Below are 790 nucleotides of genomic sequence, written 5' to 3'. Positions count from 1 at the left end.
CGTAGTGACGGTCGCACTCACATCACCGTTGGCGGCTAATACCGATCCCGGTACATTCACGCTCCAGGTTTTTCCATCCGCATTGACGGTGGTCTGGTAGGTCTCGGTGCCGACTTTAACGGTGACCGCATCACCCGCTTTGACGTCGTTATCGACTTTACCGGTCACTGCAATCGTCTGCCCGGATTCGGTCGCGTTAATCACGTTATCGCTGGTGACATTGTCGATAGATATCGACGCGGTTGGTGCAACGGTATCGACACCGTAAGCATGGCTGGTATTGGCGGTCGTAACGTTGCCTGCGGTGTCACGGGTGGTGACCGTGGCGCTCACATCACCATTAGCCGCCAGTACAGAGCCCGGCACATTGACGCTCCAGGTTTTACCATCCGCATTGACGGTGGTCTGGTAAGTCTCGGTGCCGACTTTAACGGTAACCGCGTCGCCTGCTTTGACATCGTTATCCACTTTACCGGTGACCGCAATGGTCTGGCCGGATTCAGCCGCGTTGATCACGTTATCTGACGTGACATTGTCGATAGATATCGACGCGGTTGGTGCAACGGTATCGACACCGTAAACATGGCTGGTATTGGCGGTCGTAACGTTGCCTGCCGGATCGCGTGTCGTCACGCTGGCAGAGATATCGCCATTCGCGGCCAGTACAGAGCCGGGAACGTTGACGCTCCAGGTTTTACCATCCGCATTGACGGTCGTCTGGTACGTTTCCGGGCCGACTTTGACGGTGACCGCATCACCGGCTTTGACGTCGTTATCGACTTTACCGGTG

Annotated in this window: 1 protein-coding gene; it reads right to left on the bottom strand. The window is 56.2% G+C overall.

Translation table 11 applies throughout. The features are described 5' to 3' along the window. The coding region (locus WCT94_RS20700; RefSeq protein WP_336871596.1) for an Ig-like domain-containing protein at positions 1-790 on the bottom strand (790 nt) is incomplete at both ends.

It is taken from the genome of Pectobacterium sp. 1950-15, assembly GCF_037136835.1.
In the GTDB taxonomy this organism is placed as follows: Bacteria; Pseudomonadota; Gammaproteobacteria; order Enterobacterales; family Enterobacteriaceae; genus Pectobacterium.
Note: the sequence above shows the minus strand (reverse complement) of the source record. Positions and strands in the feature narration are given on the sequence as shown.